General features: G+C 72.0%; 13 protein-coding genes and 1 pseudogene. 11 read left to right on the forward strand and 3 right to left on the reverse strand.

Going from position 1 to position 15,510, the window contains the following annotated elements; all coding sequences use genetic code 11:
* Positions 1–483 precede the first annotated feature (483 nt).
* Positions 484–963, reverse strand: a pseudogene (locus tag ABZX85_RS04785) (MarR family transcriptional regulator); the annotation flags it as partial.
* A 117-nt stretch (positions 964–1,080) separates the two neighbouring features.
* On the opposite strand from ABZX85_RS04785, the gene ABZX85_RS04790 reads away from it, so the two are divergent.
* On the forward strand, positions 1,081–1,596 hold the full coding sequence (locus ABZX85_RS04790; protein WP_355862532.1) for a YceI family protein: 516 nt from the start codon (positions 1,081–1,083) through the stop codon (positions 1,594–1,596).
* A 20-nt stretch (positions 1,597–1,616) separates the two neighbouring features.
* On the opposite strand, the gene ABZX85_RS04795 is transcribed toward ABZX85_RS04790, so the two are convergent.
* Positions 1,617–3,329: a hypothetical protein gene (locus ABZX85_RS04795; protein ID WP_355862533.1), complete on the reverse strand. Its 1,713-nt coding sequence runs from the start codon at positions 3,327–3,329 to the stop codon at positions 1,617–1,619.
* 236 nt (positions 3,330–3,565) lie between these two features.
* Here ABZX85_RS04795 and ABZX85_RS04800 point away from each other — a divergent pair, with 236 nt between their 5' ends.
* The 4 genes from ABZX85_RS04800 (at position 3,566) to ABZX85_RS04815 (ending at position 6,462) form a co-directional block, all read left to right on the forward strand.
* A complete protein-coding gene (locus ABZX85_RS04800; RefSeq protein ID WP_355862534.1) occupies positions 3,566–3,946 on the forward strand; it encodes a cell division protein SepF in 381 nt (126 codons plus the stop codon).
* A gap of 265 nt (positions 3,947–4,211) precedes the next feature.
* Positions 4,212–5,459 carry an ATP-binding protein gene (locus ABZX85_RS04805; protein ID WP_355862535.1) on the forward strand — a complete coding sequence of 416 codons (1,248 nt, stop codon included), beginning with the start codon at positions 4,212–4,214 and terminating at the stop codon, positions 5,457–5,459.
* Entirely contained in the window at positions 5,456–5,812 is a 357-nt protein-coding gene (locus ABZX85_RS04810; RefSeq protein WP_355862536.1) for a nucleotide pyrophosphohydrolase, read from the forward strand. Before ABZX85_RS04805 ends, ABZX85_RS04810 begins: the two co-directional genes overlap by 4 nt.
* Positions 5,813–6,000: 188 nt before the next feature.
* The gene (locus tag ABZX85_RS04815) at positions 6,001–6,462 is read left to right on the forward strand and encodes a DUF6099 family protein (RefSeq protein ID WP_355862537.1); all 462 of its coding nucleotides are present in this window, start codon (positions 6,001–6,003) and stop codon (positions 6,460–6,462) included.
* A gap of 163 nt (positions 6,463–6,625) precedes the next feature.
* Here the strand turns inward: ABZX85_RS04815 and ABZX85_RS04820 are convergent, their stop codons facing one another.
* Positions 6,626–6,787 carry a hypothetical protein gene (locus ABZX85_RS04820; protein ID WP_355862538.1) on the reverse strand — a complete coding sequence of 54 codons (162 nt, stop codon included), beginning with the start codon at positions 6,785–6,787 and terminating at the stop codon, positions 6,626–6,628.
* Positions 6,788–7,035: 248 nt separating this feature from the next.
* Here ABZX85_RS04820 and ABZX85_RS04825 point away from each other — a divergent pair, with 248 nt between their 5' ends.
* The 6 genes from ABZX85_RS04825 (at position 7,036) to argF (ending at position 15,505) form a co-directional block, all read left to right on the forward strand.
* The gene (locus ABZX85_RS04825) at positions 7,036–7,959 is read left to right on the forward strand and encodes an LLM class F420-dependent oxidoreductase (RefSeq protein ID WP_355862539.1); all 924 of its coding nucleotides are present in this window, start codon (positions 7,036–7,038) and stop codon (positions 7,957–7,959) included.
* 101 nt (positions 7,960–8,060) lie between these two features.
* Positions 8,061–8,975, forward strand: a complete 915-nt coding sequence (locus ABZX85_RS04830) for a DUF4232 domain-containing protein (RefSeq protein ID WP_355862540.1) — start codon at positions 8,061–8,063, stop codon at positions 8,973–8,975.
* Positions 8,976–9,060: 85 nt separating this feature from the next.
* Positions 9,061–10,551: a 3' terminal RNA ribose 2'-O-methyltransferase Hen1 gene (locus ABZX85_RS04835; RefSeq protein WP_355862541.1), complete on the forward strand. Its 1,491-nt coding sequence runs from the start codon at positions 9,061–9,063 to the stop codon at positions 10,549–10,551.
* Positions 10,548–13,100: a polynucleotide kinase-phosphatase gene (locus ABZX85_RS04840; protein WP_355862542.1), complete on the forward strand. Its 2,553-nt coding sequence runs from the start codon at positions 10,548–10,550 to the stop codon at positions 13,098–13,100. The genes ABZX85_RS04835 and ABZX85_RS04840 overlap by 4 nt, the downstream gene beginning before the upstream one ends.
* 90 nt (positions 13,101–13,190) lie before the next feature.
* Positions 13,191–14,414 carry an arginine deiminase gene (locus ABZX85_RS04845; protein WP_355862543.1) on the forward strand — a complete coding sequence of 408 codons (1,224 nt, stop codon included), beginning with the start codon at positions 13,191–13,193 and terminating at the stop codon, positions 14,412–14,414.
* A gap of 83 nt (positions 14,415–14,497) precedes the next feature.
* Positions 14,498–15,505 carry an ornithine carbamoyltransferase gene (gene argF / locus ABZX85_RS04850; RefSeq protein WP_355862544.1) on the forward strand — a complete coding sequence of 336 codons (1,008 nt, stop codon included), beginning with the start codon at positions 14,498–14,500 and terminating at the stop codon, positions 15,503–15,505.
* Positions 15,506–15,510 lie beyond the last annotated feature (5 nt).

The following is a 15,510-nucleotide window of genomic DNA, read 5'->3' on the forward strand; positions in this document are numbered from 1 at the left end:
ACGCCCCCCAGGGCCTCTTCCGCCGTGCCCGAGCCCCTGCTCGCTGCAACCCTGCGCCTCGACCCGGCTCGCTGCTCCGGGTATCTGCACTCCGCCCCCCAGGGCCTCTTCCGCCGTGCCCGAGCCCCTGCTCGCTGCAACCCTGCGCCTCGACCCGGCTCGCTGCTCCGGGTATCTGCACTCCGCCCTCCACGGCCTCTTCCGCCGTGCCCGAGCCCCTGCTCGCTGCAACCCCGTACCTCGCCCCCTCCGCCGCCCGAGCCCCTTCGGCCTCCGTGTCCTGCCCGCCCCCTAAGCCCTGCTCACCGCCCCCGCGGCCTTGCCCGTCGGCTCCTCCGCCCCGCTCGGGGCGTCCGCGTCCGTGGTGTGTGTCCTCTCGGCGCCGCCCGGTGCTTCAGCGGTGTTGTTCTCGGCCCCCCGGACCCCGTCCGCTGCGCCCGCGCTCTCGCCGCCCCCGTTCGAGCCCTCCGCCCCCTCGCCCCCCGCCAGGTTCGGCAGCAGGCTGCACAGGGCGTTGACCTCGGCCGGGCCCATGACCTCGGCCAGGGCGGCGCGGACGGTTTCCGCGAGGCTGCGGGACGTTTCGTGGAGGAGGGTGCGGGCCTTGTCCGTGAGCAGGACGGTGATGCCTCGCTTGTCGCCGCAGACGGAGCCCCGGGTGACGAGACCGGAGTGCTGGAGGCAGGCGATCTGGTAGGTGAGGCGGGTCTTGGGGCGGCCGAGGAGTTCGGCGATACGGGTCATACGGAGGCCGTCCGGCTGGTCCGCGAGCAGGCACAGGACCAGGAACTCGTCGTGCGAGACGTCCAGCCGCTCCTTCACCAGCGTGTGCAGCCGCTGCTCCACCGCCCCGGTCGCCGCCAGCAGCAGCATCCAGCCCCGCAGCTCACGCGGGAGCGTCCCGTCCCCGCCCGACGCGGGGCATTGGGGCTGGTGGGCGGGGGGTGCGTCGCGGTCGGCCATGACTTCGAGTGTATCGGCGGGCCGCATTTTCCCCGAGGGGGTTGTTCAGATTTGGATTACTGGGTAGCGTGGCCTCGTCCAAATTTGGATGACTTGGCCTACCTGGAGTTGTGAACCATGACCGTCGCCGTCGAAACAGGGCTCTGGCAGCTCGACCGGACCGCTTCCACCGTCGCCCTGAAGCACAAGACGATGTGGGGTCTGGTCACCGTGAAGGGCGTCTTCTCCGGCGTCGCCGGCAGCGGCGAGGTCGGCGAGGGCGGCACCGCCACCGGCGTCCTCTCCGTGGACGCCTCCTCCATCGACACGAAGAACGCCAAGCGGGACGTCCACCTCCGCTCGGCCGACTTCTTCGACACCGACAACCACCCGGAGATCACCTACGCGGTCCGCACGGCGGAACTCCGCGGCGCCGACTCCGTACACGTCACCGGCCAGCTCACCGTCCGCGGCATCAGCCGCCCGCACTCCTTCACCGCGGGCCTGGCCGACGCGAGCGCCGACGCGGCCACCCTGAACGCCGAATTCACCATCGACCGCAAGGACTTCGGCCTCGACTGGAACCAGCTGGGCATGATGAAGGACATCACGACGATCACGGCCGTCCTGCGCTTCGTCCGCTCCAAGGGCTGACCCCACGGCCTGACGGCCCGTCAACTCCGGCGCGGCAGCGGCAACTTCGCCTGGATGTCCTGACTGGACAGCGTCTGCGGATCACCCGTGAACGCCCGCAGCCGAATCCGCGGCTCCGCACTCCTCGGGGGAAGCGTGAACTCCCCCCGAGGAGGCCGCAGTTCGTACCGCCCCGCCCCGCCCCCGGCCAGCCGCGCGGGCCCGGCCAGCACCGTCCAGTACTCCGGCATCCCCTGCCCCGTCGAGACGGTGAAGTGCGGTACGAGGGCGGCGCGTCCGGTGTTGCGGACGTCCACCGTCAGCCGGCTCAGCGTCCGCGCGGAGGCGAGCCGCACCGACGCGACCGACATCCGCAGCGGAGGCGCCCCGGTCGCCGCCAGGGCCGTACTCACGAGCGCGGGGAGCAGGAGCAGGGCGGCGAGCGGGCGGCGGGCCGGGACCCTCGGCTGCCAGGCGCGCGCGAACTCCGGGAGGGGCGCGGTCAGCGCGGAGAGCAGCCACAGCGGCGTCATCATCAGGTAGTAGCCGTCCTGCGAGCGCGTCGCGACGAAGAACGCGAGCCACGGCAGGACCGTCGCGGCGGGGCCGAGCCGCCGCACGAACAGGACGTACAGCGCGAGCAGACCCGCCGCCAGCAGTACGCTCGCGTGCGAGTACCAGTCCAGCCGGTCACTGCCGTCCGTCAGGTAGAGCGAGATCCCGACGAGACCCTGCCCGTGCACCACCGCCCCCTGCGTCAGCGGCAGCGCGATACCCGCCGCCCAGGTACGGGGCTCGTGGACGACGAAGTAGACGTTGATCACCAGCCAGGTCCCGACGACGACGCCGAGCAGCCGCAGCACCACCCGCCCCGCCTCCCGCGCCCCCAGCTCCCCGCGCCGCACCGCGTACACCCCCGCCAGCAGGAACGGCGTGACGAACCAGGGGAGTTGCTGCGCCGCGCAGGCCGCGCCCAGACAGACCGCGCGGGCGACACCGGGGGCACCGAGCCGTCCGCCCCGGCCGATCCGGGGCCAGCCGAGGACCACCGGCATCAGCAGGGCCAGGGCGAGGATCGCCGGGTAGCCCTGCCGCCCGTACATCGGCAGGAACCCGAAACCGAGGCACAGCATCGTCAGCGCCGGGCGCCAGGGGAGAGGCAGCAGCCGCCGGACCACGACCGTCGAGACGACCAGCGCTGTCGTCGCCATCGCCGTCGCGGGGGCGCCGCCGTGGTGGAGCCACAGGAACGGGACGGTCAGGAGCGGGGCGAGCGGGGGATAGCCGTACGTGTAGTCGTAGCCGCCGTGGACCGTCTGCGTCAGGGCGATGCCCGGCTTGAAGAGCTGTGGCCAGGGCTGCCCGTAGACCGCGTGGCCCGCGAGGAGTTCACGGGCGGCCTTCGTGGTGAGGACGGCCTCGTCGCCGCCCTGATGGGAGACCAGCCAGCCGGCCGTGACCAGGATCACCGCGGTGATCAGGACGGCCAGGTCGACGCGGGCGAGGAGGCGCCGGGTGCGGGCGGTCAGGGCCGTCACGCCGGACAGCAGGATCGCGGCGTAGCAGACCGAGATCGCGGCGGCGAGGGGCGGGTGGTGCGAGGCGGCCTGCGCCCAGACGTCCCGGGTGCCGATGAAGAGGCTCGCGGTGGAGAGGAGGGTGAGGACGCGGTGCCACTGCGCGGGGGGCTCGCCGGGGCCGGGGCTTTCGGGTTCCGGGCTTTCGGGCTCTGGGGTTTCCGGGCCGGTGGACACCGCCGACTGTGTCCACCGGCCCGATGTCACCGGCGGTGTCTCTGCCAAGTGCACGGAACGGGACGTTATGCGCCGGCGTTGAACCGGGGGGTGCCGGCGGTGAAGAGTCCGGTGTGAGCGGGGTGAGAACGGTGTCCGTGCGGTCGCCGTACGTGTCGCTGTTGGGCCGAACGGGTGACATGGCGTAAGAATTGGCTGGTGCAGGATGGAACGCGAGTCATTTCGGGGGGTGTCCGGTGAGCCGATACGACGTCACCGATGAGCAGTGGGAAGGGCTCGCCCAGGTCGTGCCGCTGAGAGGCCGCGACGCGTGGCCCTCCGCGGTCGGCCACCGCGCCCTGCCCGAACCGGACACCGAGGCCCGGCGCCGCTTCGTCGTCCTGCGCGTCAACGTCTTCGCCGACGCCCGCGAGGTCGCCGAGACCTTGATGGCCGGCATCCCCGTCCTCCTCGACCTCACCGGCGCGGAGACGGAGGTCGCCAAACGCGTCCTCGACTTCTCCACCGGCGTCGTCTTCGGCCTGGCCAGCGGCATGCACCGCGTCGACCGCAACGTCTTCCTGCTGACGCCGCCGGGGACCGAGGTCAGCGGGATCATGGAGGGGGCGGGGGTCTAGGGGGGGCGAGGCCGCTCGGCGTTCTGCTCTCGACCGCCGTGTCCGTACCCGTCTTCCCGGTGGTCCGCTTCGACGTGGTGGCGTCGGCTTCCGCCGAGGTGCTCGCCTCGTCGGCGTACGTCCCCGGCCGGACAAGCCGACAGTCGCACCATCGGCGGTTTCGGTCAGACGCGTTGACCGGATTCCGGCGGGACGGTCGCTCGATCGGGGGAACGTCGCTCCGGCGGAACGGTTCGCCCGGCCGCCGTGCTTCTACGGTCCCGACATGACCGTGTCCCGCCCTCCCCGCGATCCGCAGTCGCGGCAGACGGCCGCCCAGCCCCCGCGCGCACCGCGCGTCCCGCCGCCCCGTGGGCGTGGCGCGGCGGAAACCGTGGAGCCCGTCGAGGCATCCGGTGTCCGCCCCCAGCGGCCCTGTCTCACCGAGTTGCGGCTGTCGGCGTTCGCGGGACACCGGCGCGGGATGTACGAACTGGGGCCGGTGACGTTGTTCAGCGGGCGCAGCGGGAGCGGGAAGAGCAGCGCGCTGCGGGCGTACGGGGCGCTGTCGAGGCTCGGCGGCGGGGGCGTGGTGCGGGAGGTGTTCGACGACGTGGGGGCGTGCGTGCCGGTGTGGGCGCGGGCGGACGGGGAGGGGAGGCGGGGGTTTCGGATCGGGTGCACGGCGGACGGCCCCGAGGGGCCGGTCTCCCTCGACGTCGCCGTACAGGCGGAGCCTCGGATGCGGATCGTGGGGGAGCGGCTGAGCGCGGGCGGCGCGGTGCTGCTGGAGACGGCGCTGCGGGACCCGAGCCGGCCGTACGTCGACGCCGCCTGGTACACCGGCGGCTCGCCGACCGTCGTGCGCGCGCCCTTCCCCGACGACCAACTCGGCACCGCCATACTCCCGTTACGCGTCTCGGGCCGTACCGACGGGCAGCGGCGCGTGCTGGGCGCCGCCGAGCAGATGGTCGTCGCGCTGCGCTCCGTGTTCTTCTGCGACCCCCGCCCCGACGCGATGCGCGAACCCGTCCTGCCCGGCTCCGGCCGCCTGCGCACCGGCTGCGACAACGTCGCCGACGTCGTCTTCCGCACCCGCGCCGAGTGCGCCGTCCGCCATGCCGCGCTGGTCGCCGCCGTGGCCGCCGGGTGCGCGGGCCCCGTCGTCGACCTGCGCGCCGAGGCGCTGACGGACGGCCGCCTGCACGCCGTGCTCGACCGGGGCGGCGGTACGACGGCGCTGCTGCGCCTCGGTGACGGCGAACTGCGCCACCTCGCCCTCGCGCTCGTCCTGCTCACCGGGCCCGGCGTCCTCACGGTCGACGCGCCACGTGAAGTCCCCAGCGCCCTGGGCGCGTTGACGGTGCTCGCCGACAACTTCGACTCCCACCTCGACCCGCACCAGCGCCGCGCCCTCCTCGAACTCGCCGTCCTGATGGCCGATCGCGGGCACATCCGCCTCATCGGCACCTCCCCAGACGCCCGTTGGGCGGTCGGGGCGCCCGGTGTCACGGTGGTACACCTTGACCCGTGACAGGACAGACCACCCCGCCCGATCTGCCGGAACTCCAGCGCAGGCTGGCCGAGTTCGCCGCCGCGCGCGACTGGCAGCCGTTCCACACGCCCAAGAACCTCGTCGCCGCGCTCAGCGTGGAGGCGTCCGAACTCGTGGAGATCTTCCAGTGGCTGACCCCTGAGGAGTCGGCCCGGGTGATGTCCGATCCGGACGCCGCCCACCGGGTACGGGACGAGGTCGCCGACGTGCTCGCCTATCTGCTCCAACTCTGCGAGGTCCTCGGTGTCGACCCGCTCGCCGCGCTGGCGGCGAAGATCGAGCGCAACGAGCGGCGGTTCCCGGTGGAGGGGCGCGGGCCGGAAGCGGAATGAGGAACAGGTGGGAATGATCACGTCCGGTATCGCTCTGAGTAATCGTTCAATCGTCCGAAACCGATTTGTTGTCCACAGATTTCCGCCTTCCTCTGGCTTTTCGTCTCACGGTCCCTCACTCTGGGTAGTGGACAAGGGAGTTGAGACGGGCGCGTGAGGAACGGGCCCGGGACGGACGGGGGTGGCGCATGGACGCGGTGCGGCTCATCCTGGCGAGCCGGTGGGCTCTGGCGCAGGGCGGTGACGGCGCCGAGCTGCTCGCGGAGGTGTGGCAGGCGCAGGCGCTCGCGCAGGCGATCGGCAGCCGCCTCGCGGTCTCCGGCCCCCCGGAGTTACGCGGCGAGGCCCTCGGGCTGACGGAGCTGGCGGGCCGGGGCTGCGGGGTCCTCGACGCGCCGGATCTCGCGCCGGAGTCCCTGCGCGCCGCCCAGCTCACCGACCTCGACGACGCCCGCCAGGCCCTCCTGTGCCTCGGCGGCCTCCTCGGCGAGGTCGGCATCGCCCTCGTCGGCCTCGCCTCCACCGCGCCGGACCAGACGACGTACTGGCAGTGCATGGAGGCCATCGACGCCGCCGACGAGTCCAGAGACCGGGTCCTGGAGATGCTGCGCAAGCTGGCGGCCAGGGAGGAGGCGTTGCCGGAGAGGTGAGGGGGGCTCTTGAGCGAAGCCGGCCGGCCTTGCTCACGCCGGTCGCCGATCCCAGCCCGTCCGGCGATCGAGGACGAGGCCCGTTCAGGGCCGGACGGGGGGCTGGGGGCGGGACCCCCAGGGGACGCCGGCGTGTGGCCGGCCTCGGTCGGTTCGGCCGGGCTCAGCCGGCCTCGTGTTCCTCGCCCGCCCCCCGCGAAGAACTCCCGGTCGACTGAAGATCCGCGTCCAGGGCGGACAGATCCGCGTTCAGTGACGCCATCAGCTCCTCCATCTGCTGGAGCAACCCCTTCGGCTGCCCGGCGGAGCCCATTTCCTCGGTCATGACGGCCTCCTCGGCCCCCGGCCTCACAGGGGAGGCCACTCGGGTGACGTCCCGGCGTCGACCTGCCGGGCACGGGTGCCGGGCGGTCCGGCTCCGACGTCCCAACGATCATCGAGGGGGCCGGTCACTGCCCCGCGCGGCTCCCCGCGCCCGGCACCGGCGTTTTTCACCCGACAGGGGACGCGCGGGCCCCGGGGGAGAGGTGAGGTTGACGGTCGTACGGATGTACGGGATGCGAGCATGGCCTCATGGATCTCCGTATCTTCACCGAGCCCCAGCAGGGCGCGAGCTACGACACCCTCCTCACCGTCGCGAAGGCGACCGAAGACCTCGGCTTCGACGCGTTCTTCCGCTCCGATCACTATCTGAAGATGGGTGACGGCGACGGCCTCCCCGGCCCCACCGACGCCTGGCTGACCCTCGCCGGCCTCGCCCGTGAGACGAAGCGCATCCGCCTCGGCACCCTGATGACCGCCGCCACCTTCCGCCTCCCCGGCGTCCTCGCCATCCAGGTCGCGCAGGTCGACCAGATGTCCGGCGGCCGGGTCGAACTCGGCCTCGGCGCGGGCTGGTTCGAGGCGGAGCACCAGGCGTACGGCATCCCCTTCCCGGCGGAGAAGTTCGGCCGCCTGGAGGAGCAGCTGGAGATCGTCACCGGCCTGTGGAGCACCCCGGCCGGCGAGACGTACGACTTCAAGGGCGCCCACTACACGCTGACCGACTCGCCCGCCCTCCCCAAGCCCGCCCAGGCCAAGATCCCGGTCCTGATCGGCGGCGGCGGCCCCAAGCGCACCCCGCGTCTGACGGCCCGCTACGCCGACGAGTTCAACATGCCGTTCGCCTCCGTCGAGGACACGGAGAAGCAGTTCGGCCGGGTCCGCGCGGCCGTCGAGGAGGCGGGCCGCCCGGCGGACGCGCTCACCTACTCCAACGCCCTCGTCGTCTGCGTCGGCAAGGACGACGCGGAGGTGGCCCGCCGCGCCGCCGCGATCGGCCGTGAGGTGGACGAGCTGAAGGAGAACGGCCTCGCGGGTTCCCCGGCGGAGGTCGTCGAGAAGATCGGCCGGTACGCGGAGATCGGCGCCACCCGCTTCTACCTCCAGATCCTCGACCTCGCGGACCTCGACCACCTGGAGCTGATCTCCGGCCAGGTGCAGTCGCAGCTCGCGTGACCCGGCAGCACCTCTGACCCGGCGGTACCTGTGACAGCTCTGTGACCGGAGCTGTGGCCTCCGCCACAGCCCGTGATCACGCCGCCTGATGGGGTGGCCCGATGCGCAGACACCTCCTCCTGGCCCCGGCGGTCGCCGCCCTCCTCACCGTCACCGCGTGCGGCACCGAGGGGACGGCGGACGCCGGGGCCGGAGGCGGCAGCACCCCCGCGCCGTCCGCCTCCCCGGTCACCGACCCCGGCATCGACGGCGCCCGCGTCACCTCCGTGACCCTCCCGGCCGCCCCGTCCCCCCGTGCCGACGACGACTACGTGGTCAGGCCGGACAGCCTGGCCCGGCTCACCGCCGCCTACGAGATCGTCAACAAGGACACCGAGGCGATGACGTACACCGTCACGATCTCCTTCCGGTCCTCCTCGGGCGGCGCGATGAGCAACCAGAAGGTGCCCGCGCGCTCGGTCCCGCCGGGGAAGACGGTCACCGGGAACCTGGAACTCCTCGCCGGGCCCGGCTCCGGCGGGGCGACCACGGCGAAGGTCGTCAAGGTCGACAAGATCCCCACCGCCGAGGCCCCCTCGGAAGGCGGCGCCTGTCCGCCGTCCGGTGTCCGCGTGTACGCCGACGAGGGTGACGCGGCGATGGGCCTCAGGGTCGTCGGCATCCATCTGGTGAACTGCGGCACCACCCCCTACTCCCTGGACGGATTCCCGGAGTTGACCCTCCTGGACGAGGAGCGCGAACCCGTCGACGGCGTCCAGATCCTCAAGGGGACGAGCGGGATCTCCAGCGCCGTCGGCGGCGGCGACACCCCCGAACCGCTCACCCTGAAGCCGGGCGCGAAGGCACGGGCCACGCTCGCCTGGCGCAACACCACCGAGTTCGGCACGGCGGTGAACGTCCCGTACGTCCGCGTCCGCGCCAAGTCCGGCGCCGCCCCCGTGACGATCTCCCCCGGCCTCGACCTCGGCACCACCGGGAAACTCGGCGTCAGCCCCTGGCGCACGGCCGCGGAATGACCGGAGCCGGATATCCAAAGGCGCCGGTCACAGCTGGTGTGCGAGAGTTGCGCGATTACCCGTACCGACCCGGCCGGAGAGGCCCATGTTCCTGACCATCACCACCACCGGCACCCCCGAACGCCCTGCGACCGACCTCGGCTACCTGCTGCACAAGCATCCCGACAAATCGCAGACGTTCTCCACCTCCTACGGCACGGCGCACGTCCTCTACCCCGAGGCCGGCCCCGATCGCTGCACGGCGGCGCTCCTGCTGGAGGTGGACGCGGTGGCACTGGTCCGGCGCGGCAAGGGCAAGGGCCGGGGCGGCGCCCCGGACGCGGCACTCGCGCAGTACGTCAACGACCGCCCGTACGCGGCCAGTTCACTCCTCGCGGTGGCCATCGGCGCCGTGTTCTCCAGCGCGATGAAGGGCACCTGCCAGGCCCGCCCCGAACTCCCGGGCGAGAAGCGCCCGTTGCGCGTCGAGGTACCGGCACTGCCCGCGCGCGGCGGCCCCGGACTCGTCCGTGAACTGTTCGAGCCGCTCGGCTGGACCGTCACCGCCGAACCCGTCGCACTGGACCCGGAGTTCCCCGAGTGGGGCGACTCGCGGTACGTCCGGCTCGTCCTGGAGTCCGAGGGGTCGACGCTCTCGGAGGCGCTGCGTCACCTGTACGTCCTGCTGCCGGTCCTCGACGACGCGAAGCACTACTGGGTCACCCCCGAAGAGGTCGACAAGCTGCTGCGTGCCGGTGAGGGCTGGCTGGCCGAGCACCCCGAGCAGAAACTCATCACCAGCCGCTATCTGTCCCGCCGTTGGTCGCTGACCCGGCAGGCCCTGGAGCGCCTCGAACTGGTGCGGCTCGCCGAGACGGACGACAGCGAGGTCGAGGAGATCGACAACGCGGTCGAGTCGGAGGCCGAGACGGAGGAGAAGCCGACCCCGCTCGTCGTCCAGCGCCGTGAGGCGATCCTCGCCGCCCTGCGCGGTGCCGGGGCCGCCCGGGTCCTCGACCTCGGCTGCGGCCAGGGCGAGTTGGTGAAGGAGCTGCTCAAGGACGTCCGGTTCACGGAGATCGTCGGCCTCGACGTGTCGGTGCGCGCGCTGACCATCGCCGCCCGCCGCCTCAAGCTGGACCGCATGGGCGAACGCCAGTCCTCCCGGGTCACGTTGCGCCAGGGCTCGCTGGCCTACACCGACAAACAGCTCAAGGGGTACGACGCGGCCGTGCTCAGCGAGGTGATCGAACACCTCGACCTGCCGCGCCTGCCCGCCCTGGAGTACGCGGTGTTCGGCGCGGCCCGCCCCCGCACGGTCGTCGTGACCACCCCGAACGTCGAGTACAACGTCCGCTGGGAGTCCCTCCCCGCCGGACATGTCCGGCACGGCGACCACCGCTTCGAGTGGACCCGCGAGGAGTTCCGCGCCTGGGCCCACAAGGTCGCCGGACTCCACGGCTACGACGTCGAGTTCACCCCCGTCGGACCCGACGACCCCGAGGTCGGACCGCCGACCCAGATGGCGACGTTCACCCAGAGCACCCAGAGCACCCAGAGCACCGAGAAGACCGAGAAGGAGGCGACGGCGGCATGACCGAGCAGCAGCACAGCAAGGGGCGCGAACTCCCCGTCACCGACCTCTCCCTCGTCGTCCTCGTCGGCGCCTCCGGCTCCGGCAAGTCCACCTTCGCGGCACGGCACTTCAAGCCCACCGAGGTCATCTCCTCCGACTTCTGCCGGGGCCTGGTCTCGGACGACGAGAACGACCAGAGCGCCAGCCGGGACGCCTTCGACGTCCTGCACTACATCGCCGGCAAGCGGCTCGCGGCCGGCCGCCGCACGGTCGTCGACGCGACCAGCGTGCAGACCGAGTCCCGCCGTCAACTCGTCCAGCTGGCACGGAAGTACGACGTCCTGCCGATCGCGATCGTCCTCGACGTCCCGGAGGAGGTGTGCGCCGAGCGCAACGCGGCCCGCACCGACCGGGCCGACATGCCGCGCCGGGTCATCAAGCGGCACGTCGGTGAACTCCGGCGCTCCCTCAGGGGGTTGGAGCGCGAGGGCTTCCGCAAGGTGCACGTCCTGCGCGGACCGGCGGAGATCGACGCCGCGACCGTACGCACCGAGAAGCGGTTCAACGACCTCACGCATCTCACCGGGCCGTTCGACATCGTCGGGGACATCCACGGGTGCGGGAGCGAACTGGAGTCGCTGCTCGGGAAGTTGGGGTACGTCGACGGGGTGCACCCCGAGGGGCGTACCGCCGTGTTCGTCGGGGACCTCGTCGACCGGGGGCCGGACAGCCCGGGGGTGCTGCGGCGCGTCATGTCGATGGTGAAGTCCGGGAACGCGCTGTGCGTGCCGGGCAACCACGAGAACAAGTACGGGCGCTACCTGAAGGGCCGCAACGTCCAGCACACGCACGGACTCGCCGAGACCATCGAGCAGATGGACGGCGAGAGCGAGGAATTCGTCGCGGAGGTACGGCAGTTCATCGACGGGCTGGTCAGCCACTACGTCCTGGACGGCGGGAAGCTGGTCGTCTGTCACGCCGGGCTGCCCGAGCACTACCACGGCCGGACGTCCGGGCGGGTCCGCTCGCACGCGCTGTACGGCGACACCACCGGGGAGACCGACGAGTTCGGGCTGCCGGTGCGGTACCCGTGGGCCGAGGAGTACCGGGGGAGCGCGGCCGTCGTCTACGGGCACACGCCGGTGCCGGAGGCGACCTGGCTCAACAACACCATCTGCCTCGACACCGGCGCGGTGTTCGGCGGCAAGCTGACCGCGCTGCGCTGGCCGGAGCGGCAACTGGTCGACGTACCCGCCGAGAAGGTCTGGTACGAGCCGACGAGGCCGCTGCGCTCGGAGGCGCCGGGCGGGCACGACGGGCGCCCGCTGGACCTGGCCGACGTGCACGGGCGGCGGATCGTGACGACCCGGTACGACGGGGCGCTGCGGGTCTCCGTGCGGGAGGAGAACGCCGCCGCCGCGCTGGAGGTCATGAGCCGGTTCGCGATCGACCCCCGGCTGCTGCCGTACCTGCCGCCGACCATGGCGCCCACGGCGACCTCGCGGGCGGAGGGGTATCTGGAGCACCCGGTGGAGGCGTTCGCGCAGTACGCGGCGGACGGGGTCGGGCGGGTCGTGTGCGAGGAGAAGCACATGGGCTCGCGGGCGGTCGTCCTGGTGTGCCGGGACGCGGAGACGGCACGCAGGAAATTCGGGGTGGACGGTCCTACGGGCTCCCTCTACACCCGTACCGGGCGGCCGTTCTTCGACGACCAGGAGGTCACCGAGGCGATCCTCGGGCGGGTGCGGGCGGCTGCCGACGCGGCCGGCCTCTGGGAGTCCCTCGGCACCGAATGGCTGCTGCTGGACGCCGAGTTGATGCCGTGGTCGCTGAAGGCGACCGGGTTGCTGCGGTCCCAGTACGCCGCTGTCGGCGCCGCTTCCGGGGCGGTGTTCCCGGAGGTGCTCGCCGCGCTCCAGGGCGCTGCCGAACGAGGCGTGGACGTGGGCGAGTTGCTGACCCGCCAGCGTGAACGGGCCGACGACGCCGCCGCGTTCACCGACGCGTACCGGCGCTACTGCTGGCCCACCGAGGGCCTCGACGGCATCCGCCTGGCGCCGTTCCAGTTCCTCGCGGTCCAGGGCCGCAGCCTCGCCGCGCTCCCGCACGACGAGCAACTCGCCCTGCTGGACCGGCTGGTGGAGCACGACGGCACGGGCCTCCTCCAGACCACCCGGCGCCTGTACGTCGACACCACCGACCCCGTCTCGGTCCGGGCGGGCGTCGACTGGTGGCTGGAACTGACCGCGCAAGGCGGCGAGGGCATGGTGGTCAAGCCCCTCGGCGCGGTGGTCCGCGACGGCGAGGGCCGCCTCGTCCAGCCCGGCGTCAAGGTCCGGGGCCGTGAGTACCTCCGGATCATCTACGGCCCGGAGTACACCCGCCCCGACCAGCTCGCCCGGCTGCGGGGCCGCTTCCTGAACCACAAGCGTTCCCTGGCGATCCGCGAGTACGTCCTCGGCCTGGAGGCCCTGGACCGCCTGGCCGACGGCGAGCCCCTGTGGCGCGTCCACGAGCCGGTGTTCGGGGTGCTGGCCCTGGAGTCGGAGCCGGTGGACCCGAGGCTGTGAGGTGAAGGGGGGTCTTCCTGACGTGGTCCGCGGGCAGAAAGACCCCCCGGAAACCGGGTGAACCGGGTCCCCGAAGGTCAGGATGGAGACATGGCATTCCACGTGGACTCCGAAGCCGGGCGGCTGCGCCGCGTCATTCTGCACCGGCCCGACCTGGAGCTGAAAAGGCTCACCCCCACCAACAAGGACGCCCTGCTCTTCGACGACCTGCTCTGGGTCCGGCGGGCGCGTGCCGAGCACGACGGGTTCGCGGACGTGCTGCGGGACCGGGGGGTGGCCGTCCACCTCTTCGGCGACCTCCTCACCGAGACGCTCTCGGTGCCGGCCGCGCGGACCCTCGTACTGGACCGGGTCTTCGACGAGAAGGAGTACGGTCCCCTCGCGACCGACCATCTCAGGGCCGCCTTCGAGACGCTTCCGTCCGCCGAGCTGGCCGAGCTGCTGGTCGGCGGGATGACGAAGCGGGAGTTCCTCCAGGCGCACCCCGAGCCGACCTCCGTACGCTTCCACGTGATGGAGCTGGACGACTTCCTGCTGGGCCCGCTGCCCAACCACCTCTTCACCCGCGACACCTCCGCCTGGATCTACGACGGCGTCTCCATCAACGCGATGCGCTGGCCGGCCCGGCAGCGCGAGACCGTGCACTTCGAGGCGATCTACCGGCACCACCCGCTGTTCCGGGACGAGCGGTTCCACGTCTGGTCGGAGGGACAGGCGGACTATCCGTCGACCATCGAGGGCGGGGACGTCCTCGTCATCGGCAACGGCGCCGTCCTGATCGGGATGAGCGAGCGGACCACCCCGCAGGCCGTGGAGATGCTCGCGCACAAGCTGTTCGCGGCGGGCTCGGCGGAGACGATCGTGGCGCTCGACATGCCGAAGGGCCGTGCGTTCATGCACCTCGACACGGTCATGACGATGGTCGACGGCGACACGTTCACCCAGTACGCGGGCCTCGGCATGCTCCGCTCGTACACCATCGAACCCGGCGTCGGCGAGAAGGAGCTGAAGGTCACCGACCATCCGCCGGAGCACATGCACCGCGCGATCGCGGCGGCCCTCGGCCTGAACGAGATCCGGGTGCTGACCGCGACGCAGGACGTGCACGCGGCGGAGCGCGAGCAGTGGGACGACGGCTGCAACGTGCTGTGCGTGGAGCCGGGCGTCGTCGTCGCGTACGAGCGGAACGCGACGACCAACACGCACCTGCGCAAACAGGGCGTCGAGGTGATCGAGATCCCGGGGAGCGAGCTGGGGCGGGGGCGGGGCGGGCCCCGGTGCATGAGCTGTCCGGTGGAGCGGGCGGCCGTATGATCGGACCGGTTTCTGTATAGAAATGCTGAGCGTCGTATAGACTTCCATGGATCAGTCTGTTCACGCACCTCTGGAGCGCCCCCATGGCGACAGTCCCGACCGCCCTCGCCGGCCGCCACTTCCTCAAGGAGGTGGACTTCACCGCCGAGGAGTTCCGCGGTCTGCTCCAGCTCGCCGCCGAGCTGAAGGCCGCCAAGCGGGCCGGGGCGGAGGAGCGGCTCCTGGGCGGCAGGAACCTCGCCCTGATCTTCGAGAAGACCTCGACGCGCACCCGCTGCGCCTTCGAGGTCGCCGCCGCCGACCAGGGCGCCTCGACGACGTACCTCGACCCGTCGGGCTCGCAGATCGGGCACAAGGAGTCCGTGAAGGACACCGCGCGCGTGCTCGGCCGGATGTACGACGGGATCGAGTACCGGGGTGACAGCCAGGCCAAGGTCGAGGAGCTGGCCGCGTACGCCGGTGTGCCCGTCTACAACGGGCTCACGGACGACTGGCACCCCACCCAGATGCTCGCCGACGTCCTCACCATGACCGAGCACAGCGCCAAGGACCTGACCGGCATCGCCTTCGCCTACCTCGGTGACGCCCGCTTCAACATGGGCAACTCCTACCTGGTCACCGGCGCGCTGCTCGGCATGGACGTACGGATCGTCGCGCCGGAGCGGTACTGGCCCGCGCAGGGCGTCGTCGACCGGGCCCGGGAGCTGGCCGCCGGCAGCGGGGCGCGGATCACGCTCACCGAGAGCGTCGAGGAGGGCGTCGCGGGCGCCGACTTCGTCGCCACCGACGTCTGGGTCTCGATGGGGGAGCCCAAGGAGGTCTGGGCGGAGCGGATCACCGCGCTCACGCCGTACGCCGTGACCATGGACGTCCTGCGCGCCACCGGCAACCCCGACGTCCGCTTCCTGCACTGCCTGCCGGCCTTCCACGACCTCGGCACCAAGGTCGGCCAGGAGATCCACGAGACCTACGGCCTCACCTCCCTTGAGGTCACCGACGAGGTCTTCGAATCCCCCCACTCGGTCGTCTTCGACGAGGCGGAGAACCGCATGCACACGATCAAGGCGGTCCTGGTGGCGACACTGGCGTAAGCCTG

This window comes from Streptomyces sp. NPDC004539 (assembly GCF_040610055.1).
Lineage (GTDB): Bacteria > Actinomycetota > Actinomycetes > Streptomycetales > Streptomycetaceae > Streptomyces.